We start from the raw sequence: 6,719 nt of genomic DNA on the forward strand, positions 1-6,719 counted from the left end.
GTAAGGAAAGGAACTACAAAATGAATAAAAACATATTAATTATTGATGATGATAAAGAAATTGTTGAATTACTTGCTGTTTATTTGCGAAATGAAGGCTATAACATTTATAAAGCTTATGATGGCGATGAAGCATTGCAGAAGGTTTCTACATATGAAGTTGACCTTATGATTTTGGATATTATGATGCCAAAACGAAACGGATTAGAAGTTTGTCAGGAAGTACGTGAAAATAATACTGTACCAATTCTAATGCTTAGTGCAAAAGCAGAAGATATGGATAAAATATTAGGTCTTATGACAGGTGCCGATGATTATATGATCAAACCATTCAATCCATTAGAATTAGTAGCTAGAGTGAAAGCTTTATTACGAAGATCATCTTTCCAAAATGCTACTTCGCAAAAGAATGAAGATGGTATTATTCGTATTCGCTCTGTTGAAATACACAAACATAATCATACTGTTAAAGTAAATGGAGAGTATATTAAACTAACCTCTATTGAATTCGATATTTTATATTTACTTGCGAGTAATACAGGAAGAGTATTTAGTTCAGAAGAAATTTTCGAACGCGTTTGGAATGAAGATGGTTACGGTTCAAATAAGACGGTAATGGTCCATATTAGCAACTTACGGGATAAACTTGAAACGGTAATGAATGGAGAAAAATTTATTCACACTGTTTGGGGAGTTGGCTATAAAATTGAGAAATGAAGCATTTGATATATTAAAAGATATCCCTAAATGGAAACTTATTTTTTGGCTCTTACTAGCTATCACACTCACTCCTATTACTGAATTAATTATTTATCGCCTCGTTACGAGTGTAATTGAAAGTTCACTTACTCTAACCGAACTCGGTAAAGAATTCATTCGAATTTTTGGTTATGAAAAGTATAAAGGGGTTAAAGAATCTTTATGGATGATGATTGTTTCTTATTTGTTTTTATTTTCTATTTTTTCATCCTATCTTTACATTTTTTATCGTCACGAGAGAAAACTTTACTATGAAACTTGTATAAAAAAAATGATAGAAGAAATTCGTTACATTGCAAATGGAAACTTCAATCATAAAGTTTCTGTTGTAAATCATAATTATTTGGAAGAGTTAGCAATCGGGGTCAATGAAATTGTTGAACAATTAAAAGTCTCAATTGATGAAGAAAGACAAGCGGAACAAGCAAAGAGTGAACTTATTACAAATGTATCACATGATTTACGTACTCCCCTTACTTCTATAGTTGGATACGTAAATTTAATTCATCATGATAATTATAGAGATGAAGTGGAATTGCGATACTATATTCAAGTCATTTATGATAAAGTAACTCGTCTTAATGCATTAATGAATGACTTGTTCGAATATACACGTGTTCAAAATAAAGAGTTAAGCTTGTATTCTGTCCCCATTGATATTGTAGAGTTACTTGGACAATTAACTGTTCAATTCCGAATACAGGTTCAAGAAGCTAATATAGAATGTAGACCTTCTTTCCCATCTCAAAAGCTCATGGTATTAGCTGATGGTGACAAATTAGTGCGTGTGTTTGAAAATCTTATTATAAACGCTATCGCTTATGGAAGCGAAGGTCGCTATATTGACCTTACTGCTTATGAAAGCAATAATATGATTACAATTGATATAACAAATTACGGACAACCTATTCCTAGTACGGATTTACCTCATATTTTTGAACGTTTTTATCGCGTTGAAAAATCGCGCTCTACAAACACTGGTGGATCTGGACTTGGATTAGCAATTGCAAAAAGTATAGTCGAATTGCATAAAGGAACAATTGAAGTATATAGTGATGACGAAAAAACAACTTTCACTGTAAAACTACTCCCCTACAAAGGTTAATATCACAAATAAAAAGTTCAATTTCTTATCATATAAGAAATTGAACTTTTTCCATTAATTACAAAAAATTAATAATCCTTTATAATTCTTTAGAAATTCTTTACCTTTTCTTTCTTCCTAATTAAGCATTCTTTTTTACAATACTATTATTGATGTCATAATAGGAGGATCGCTTATGCAATTCTTAAAAAAATTCGCTATTTTATTATTATCTTTTTTCATTACTGCACTTATCGTTTTATATTTTTACCTTTATGTAAATGGTCCGATTATTCAAGCTAAATCAGCTATCTTAATAAATGCTAATTCAGGTGAAATTGTTTATAAAAAAAATGAAGAAACTCCAGTACAATCAGCTGCTTTATCTAAATTAATGACAGAATATATCGTATTGGAGCAACTAAATGATAGAAAAATACAGTTAGATGACTTCGTACAAATAAGTAACGAAGTTTTCCGAGTAGAAACAAGCCCTATACAAGTAACATCGAATGATAAAACAACGGTTCGTGATTTACTTCATGCATTGCTACTGGCAGGGAATAATCGTTCTGCACTCGCTCTTGCAGAACACATTGCTGGAAATGAAGATAACTTTACAGTATTAATGAATAAAAAAGCAAAAGAACTAAAGTTATTACAACCATCTCCATTTCTAAACTCTACTGGAATTAATAATGATACAAATAAACAATCAACTATAACAGCAATAGACGCAGCTAAATTAGCAGCACGATTAATAAAAGATTTTCCAGATGTATTGAATATTACGAAACTAACCTCTTACCAATTTTCCTTCAAAGATTCCCAGGTTTTCAATACGAATAAAATGATATATTCCCTTAATGAAAACATTAAACTTCAAGGTGTTGATGGCTTACAAACTAGTTTTTCAACTAATGGTAATTATAGTTTTGTCAGTACAGCAAAACTTGAAGATACTAGACTAATTTCAGTAATATTAGATGCAGATGAAGAAAACATTTCATTTATTGAAACAAAAAAGTTGCTACAGTATGGTTTTGATCCTTCCTCGTACTCTGCACTCCAAGCTTTTAAAGACACCCTTACATCGTGGACAATATTGCTTCAGTTTAAAAATTTAATTATACAAACTATAATGATTTTTTTAATCATTACCACCTTAATGTTTTTACATATACGTCAGAAAAAATCCGAGGATTTCAATTAAGAAATCTTCTTATATATAAAAACCGACTTGCGTTTGAGATGCAAGTCGGTTTTTAATTCTATCATCCTCTTCCAATTAAATTTGCTGAAACTGGTTGCAAGTTTAACTGCCTCGCCCATATAGACAGCTGACCAATATGATGAATTTCATATCCCATGTCTTAAAACCTATGTTTTTCGAGGCATACATCCATCTCTGTTTCCGTTCGTTGTGTTCGTTTGTTTAGTTTAAATGGGTTAATCTATTAATTCTATTAAATCCAACAATTTAACTATTACATATTAAAGTTCTATTCATATACTATAGTAGATTACTAGAAAGGAGGCTTAACTATGGATAGTTGCGTTGTATTTGTAAACGGACAACCTTTTTTAGTTCTTTCAGTAGCTGGTATTGAAATTGCTAGATTAGAGATTTCCCTTCAAGTAGCATTAGCTCTAAGAGTGCTTGGGATACCAATCTGTGATTAATTACCAAATTAATAAAAAAAGAGGGCATTAGCCCTCTTTTTTTATTTTCTTCTCACCTTTTCTTAACAACAAACAAAATTCAAATTTGATTAATTATAAAAAATTAAAGTACATGAACGTTACATGAAACACTTGTTAAGATCGCTGTCCTTCACACTATTTATTTCGCCGACATTATATAATCAAAGCACACGATGATTAACTTTTTATACGGCTTATTTTAAGTGTGCTAGCCAATACTTTTACTTGTATGTTCTATACACTCATTCTCTACGGTATACTGATACCAACTTATATTTTTTGATGAGAGCCCATTTCCCTATATCCCTCTTTATTCCCATGCACTTTTTTCTCAAATCCAAGCTAAATAATCTATATTGTTATCTTTTAAACTCGCCTCACTATCCGATTATATTAATAACCTATCACCTGGTAACCATTATCTAATTTATCTTCAATTGGATGGTCCATCATTTATACTTACGGATTGGCTTTCCCGTATCTATCGTGCATGGACATTAGGTTTTCTAGCATCTAGCTCATTTCTTTAAAAATGTAGGGTATTTCGTCTATTATTAAATGAATAATGTTTGGAAGGGTGATGTAATATGACAGAAATTAAAGTAGGGCTTACACAATTTTTAGACTTCACACTGAAAGGTAGTACAGCTAAAACAAACTTTATAAAAAATCTAAAATCCCAACCTGAATATCAACCAGCTTTTGATTACTGGAAACAATTACGAGAAACTGTTATTAAATTTCATCAAAACAAACTACCTTTTGAATGTTTCGAAACATTAGTACAAACGGTTGATCAGAAAAAAAAACAAAACTACATTGATGTTATAAAGCAATACAAAAAATTCATTAAAAATAAAGACATCTCCTGGTTTGATCCAGGTAAATCACATTGGAAATCAGATGATTTAATCGTCCGTTCATCACCTGAACTTGGCTTATTCATTAATAATGAGCCACATCTTATCAAACTGTTTTTCAAAGGAAAAAAAGAGCGAATTGATAAATACAACATTAACTCGACACTTACACTATTAAATGAATCAACATTTTCAAATGAACGAAACGATGTGAATTATACGGTACTTAACATCCAAAAGAACAGAATGTATACGAATAACTCTATTAATAATAATCATTTAGTAGCGCTTAAATCAGAAGCTAACCAGTTTTGTTACATATGGAATAATCTGTAAAGCTTACTATTCATCCCTTTCAATACCTTGTTGATGCATACTTTAGTTACAATTTTTACAGATTCATTCAGTTTCGTTTAATTAGGGCTCACCCTCTTATTCCTCAGAAACAATGCAGGTGGGCCTTTTTCAAAAATGGTTTCTTTGTCAGTTTTAATATACTAGCTCTCCCCCTGAAACAGCTGCAATTGAAATTATTTTTGTTTTATTATCCACTATACCCACCAAGCCCCTTTTGTTAACATAATATAATTATAAATAACTATTGTTGCTACTTCTTCCATTCATATTCTAACATACTCATTTCCCATAAATTCCAATACGTTTCTCCTACTCTTTTTGACTCTCTTAATAAGCCTTCTTTTACAAACCCTATTTTTTCGTAACAGAAAATGGCCGATGTATTAAAATCGTACACACCAAGAGTTACCCTATGTAGTTTTAATTCGTCAAAAGCAATATGAAGTACTGCTTTCATCATATGTTTTCCTATAGAACGTCCTCTCATCTTCGTATTACCAACTAATACTTTTCCAATTCTAGCGGACTTATTAATATTATCTATTTGCCCAAGCGAAATATGACCAATAACGTCTGAAGTCACTTCATCTACCACTTTGAAAGCGAGTGTATTTGCACTTTCTATATACTTCTCTAATTGCTGTTCGTCTAAAGGGAATGTGAATGCATTTCCTGACCATTGTATTAGAAATTCTTCGGAGTTAATCCAATTTATTAATTGTTTAAAATCAGATTTCTTAAAGCTTTCTAGTTTAATCACTTCCTTGCTCCTTTCATACATCATGCTTTATAACCTGAAACTTATTTCTATATAAAGAATATATTCTCCTTTTATATGAAATTAAAATAAAGCCATTCATGTGAATGGCTTTACAAAAAAGCAGCATAATTATGCTTTGTTTGCTACATCAATACCATTAAAATCAAAGTCAGCAGTAACCGTTGTAACAGGTGGGAAAATTGCTTCAATTTTACAAATGGAAATAATTACTCCAACCGATCCAGGAATAGCCGCAAGCCTAACTAGATCACAACTTACAGACGAAACAGTACCTACATAAGTACGTCCCTCTGTATTAATTTGAACTGTTCGATTAATTAATTTCTTAAGTTCATCTCTAATTCCTTGTACACAAGAATTATCACATTTCTCATGCTGTTCTTTTTTACACTCTTCGAATACTTCCCAACAATCATCTTGTTTACATGTACACTTCTTTTTACAATTATTAAATCGAGAACCCAATACCTCACCCCCTAATCCTTTCTATTAGTAAAGTATGTCCACTAGCTTAAAAGGGTACGAGGCAAACACATAAAAAGAAAAAAACAAACAATTGTACTATACTTTCTTTTCATTATTCATTATAAAAACAGACTTCTCCTAATTAAAAGCTTGTTTAATGAGCGGCCGTGAATTTAGTCCTACTCCATTTAATGTTTAGACACCACTTTCTAAAACAAATCTTTTTTCTTTTAAATAAGACGCTCCTTAAAAACACACTAGATTTTTCCATTAACTCACATATACATAGACTTTATTTGTGGATTTCCCATTTTTCATTGTGAAATATACATTTAAAAAAGCGTACTCGAAAATAAGATATTATTTGTAATCAGAACGCTTTCTTCAACAAATGTTTATTGGAAAACACCATAACTAGTAGTAGTTCTCTCCACTATCTCTTAAAAATTAGCATGGTTTGTATGAACTCTATATCGAGTAGAAAACACTCTATCATATAAAGATAAAATAGTAGGTTAATAAACAAGCCATTTTTTTATTAAAACATAGAATAATATGAACACTATTGAAAGGAGGTAGAAATGAATGTCTTGGAAAAATGATTGCTGGAGTTCTCAGAAAAAGCATTGTTGTGATGATTGGTGGAAATCTAAAGAAAAGCATCATTGTGATGATGATTGGAGTTCTCAGAAAAAGCATTGTAATGATGA

General features: G+C 30.9%; 7 protein-coding genes and 1 pseudogene. 5 read left to right on the forward strand and 3 right to left on the reverse strand.

The genetic code is table 11. The annotated features are described in order from the left end of the window. The first annotated feature begins 20 nt into the window (after positions 1-20). From DN403_RS29515 to DN403_RS29525, 3 genes are all read left to right on the forward strand, one after another. The gene (locus DN403_RS29515; RefSeq protein WP_001038808.1) at positions 21-716 is read left to right on the forward strand and encodes a response regulator transcription factor; all 696 of its coding nucleotides are present in this window, start codon (positions 21-23) and stop codon (positions 714-716) included. Next, positions 706-1,863: a sensor histidine kinase gene (locus DN403_RS29520; RefSeq protein ID WP_001243314.1), complete on the forward strand. Its 1,158-nt coding sequence runs from the start codon at positions 706-708 to the stop codon at positions 1,861-1,863. Before DN403_RS29515 ends, DN403_RS29520 begins: the two co-directional genes overlap by 11 nt. Before the next feature lie 175 nt (positions 1,864-2,038). Then, on the forward strand, positions 2,039-3,055 hold the full coding sequence (locus tag DN403_RS29525) for a D-alanyl-D-alanine carboxypeptidase family protein (protein ID WP_149186060.1): 1,017 nt from the start codon (positions 2,039-2,041) through the stop codon (positions 3,053-3,055). A gap of 61 nt (positions 3,056-3,116) precedes the next feature. Here the strand turns inward: DN403_RS29525 and DN403_RS29530 are convergent. Further along, a pseudogene (locus tag DN403_RS29530) lies at positions 3,117-3,206 on the reverse strand (DinB family protein); the annotation flags it as partial. Between the two features lie 181 nt (positions 3,207-3,387). Between DN403_RS29530 and DN403_RS29535 the strand changes: the two are divergent. After that, on the forward strand, positions 3,388-3,525 hold the full coding sequence (locus tag DN403_RS29535) for a DUF3956 domain-containing protein (RefSeq protein WP_000376554.1): 138 nt from the start codon (positions 3,388-3,390) through the stop codon (positions 3,523-3,525). Positions 3,526-4,133: 608 nt separating this feature from the next. Next, a complete protein-coding gene (locus DN403_RS29540) occupies positions 4,134-4,742 on the forward strand; it encodes a hypothetical protein (protein WP_000136050.1) in 609 nt (202 codons plus the stop codon). Positions 4,743-5,013: 271 nt separating this feature from the next. Here the strand turns inward: DN403_RS29540 and DN403_RS29545 are convergent, their stop codons facing one another. Together DN403_RS29545 and DN403_RS29550 are read right to left on the reverse strand one after the other, a co-directional pair. Then, positions 5,014-5,547, reverse strand: a complete 534-nt coding sequence (locus DN403_RS29545; RefSeq protein ID WP_000990084.1) for a GNAT family N-acetyltransferase — start codon at positions 5,545-5,547, stop codon at positions 5,014-5,016. 105 nt (positions 5,548-5,652) lie between these two features. Next, positions 5,653-6,009: a hypothetical protein gene (locus DN403_RS29550; RefSeq protein WP_000535572.1), complete on the reverse strand. Its 357-nt coding sequence runs from the start codon at positions 6,007-6,009 to the stop codon at positions 5,653-5,655. Between the last annotated feature and the right edge of the window lie 710 nt (positions 6,010-6,719).

The sequence above is a fragment of the Bacillus sp. AY2-1 genome (genome assembly GCF_008368965.1).
Classification (GTDB): domain Bacteria; phylum Bacillota; class Bacilli; order Bacillales; family Bacillaceae_G; genus Bacillus_A; species Bacillus_A thuringiensis_S.

Bases quoted from the DNA above. Each gene is read 5' to 3' on its own strand.
- DN403_RS29545 (WP_000990084.1), bottom strand. From the start codon at position 5,547: ATGATGTATGAAAGGAGCAAGGAAGTGATTAAACTAGAAAGCTTTAAG.
- DN403_RS29540 (WP_000136050.1), top strand. From the start codon at position 4,134: ATGACAGAAATTAAAGTAGGGCTTACACAATTTTTAGACTTCACACTG.
- DN403_RS29525 (WP_149186060.1), top strand. From the start codon at position 2,039: ATGCAATTCTTAAAAAAATTCGCTATTTTATTATTATCTTTTTTCATT.
- DN403_RS29535 (WP_000376554.1), top strand. From the start codon at position 3,388: ATGGATAGTTGCGTTGTATTTGTAAACGGACAACCTTTTTTAGTTCTT.
- DN403_RS29515 (WP_001038808.1), top strand. From the start codon at position 21: ATGAATAAAAACATATTAATTATTGATGATGATAAAGAAATTGTTGAA.